We start from the raw sequence: 1,445 nt of genomic DNA on the forward strand, positions 1-1,445 counted from the left end.
CCTACCTCGTCCTCGTCGGTGCGTGAAAGTCGGGCGGCTTGGAGCTAACCCAGCTGACGAATTTGGCGATCTCGACATGCGCGAGGATGACGGCGCGATCATCGCCAATCCGCGCCAGCTGGGAGTTGGTGAAATGCGTATGGATCGCCTTGTGGCAAATCGGATGGACCGGAACCGTCCCTCGACCTTTCTTCGCCTTCGGCACCGGATGATGCCATTGCAGCAGCGTGTCGATCGCACGATAGCACAGCCAGCACGTGAGCGCTTCATCACCATCCATTGACGGGTCAGCCCTTATCTTTCGCTGCGGCCTTCTTCTTCATCGCATCGTGGAAGCGGTCGGCCCAGCCGGGTTTGACGATCTGCTCCCCGCGCACCATGCGCAAATCCCCGTCGCCGACATCGCGACTACCCGCGGCAACGATCGCATCTGCACCGATCTTGACCGGCGCAATCAGCGAGCTGTTCGATCCGATGAAGGCCCGCGGGCCGATCTCGGTCTTGTATTTGAAATAGCCGTCGTAATTGCAGGTGATGGTGCCCGCGCCGATGTTGGCATGTTCGCCCACGATCGCATCACCGAGATAGGTCAGGTGACTCGCCTTGGCCCCTTCGCCCAGCACAGCCTTTTTCATCTCGACGAAATTGCCGACCTTGCTGCCCTTTTCCATCACCGCACCGGGCCGCAGCCGAGCGAACGGGCCGACAGAGCAGTCGGCACCAATCGTTGCGCCGACTATATGGCTGAAGGCATGGATCGTGGCGCCATCGGCCACACTGACACCGGGGCCGAATATGACATTGGGCTCGACGGTCACATCGCGCCCCAAGCGCGTGTCGAAAGCGAAGAAAACGGTTTCGGGTGCCGCCAGCGTTGCCCCGTCGGCCATCGCTTCGGCGCGGCGCGCGGCTTGCCATTGCGCCTCGGCCCGAGCGAGTTCTGCGCGGGAGTTGATGCCCTGAACCTCGGCCTCGTCCGCCTCGACCCAGGCGCTTACCTTGCCGTCGCCGAGCGCGGTCGTCACGATATCGGGCAGGTAATATTCGCCTGCGGCATTGTCATTCCCGATTCGGTGCAGCAGTGCGAAGAGATCCTGCGCCCGCACCGCCATCATGCCCGAATTGCACAGATCGACCGCGCGTTCGGCAGCATTCGCATCCTTGAACTCGACCATCTTGGCGATGGTCCGGCCATCATCGCTGATCACCCGTCCATAAACGCCCGGATCTGCAGCACGGAAGGCCAGCACCACGCAGGGCGGCACATCGGCTTCATGCAGCCTGTCGAGCATCCGCCGCATGGTCTCAGGCCGCACGAAAGGCACGTCGCCGTAGAGAATCAGCACATCGCCGTCGAACCCGGCAAGCGCGGCTTCGGCCTGTTGTACCGCATGGCCGGTGCCCAATTGCGGTTCCTGCAGGCAGCAATCGGCGCGGTCCTCTAA

At 62.5% G+C, this 1,445-nt stretch carries 2 protein-coding genes; both read right to left on the reverse strand.

From position 1 onward, the window contains the following. Window position 1 precedes the first annotated feature (1 nt). Window positions 2–280, reverse strand: a complete 279-nt coding sequence (locus AAFM29_RS17415; protein ID WP_341713980.1) for an HNH endonuclease — start codon at window positions 278–280, stop codon at window positions 2–4. Window positions 281–287: 7 nt separating this feature from the next. Next, a partial coding sequence (gene glmU, locus AAFM29_RS17420) for a bifunctional UDP-N-acetylglucosamine diphosphorylase/glucosamine-1-phosphate N-acetyltransferase GlmU (protein WP_341713981.1) occupies window positions 288–1,445 on the reverse strand: 1,158 nt, incomplete at its 5' end.

Source organism: Erythrobacter sp., from assembly GCF_038133525.1.
Taxonomy (GTDB): Bacteria; Pseudomonadota; Alphaproteobacteria; order Sphingomonadales; family Sphingomonadaceae; genus Qipengyuania.

Excerpts from the sequence above, each read along its gene's own strand:
- AAFM29_RS17415 (WP_341713980.1), bottom strand. The coding sequence starts at position 280 with ATGGATGGTGATGAAGCGCTCACGTGCTGGCTGTGCTATCGTGCGATC.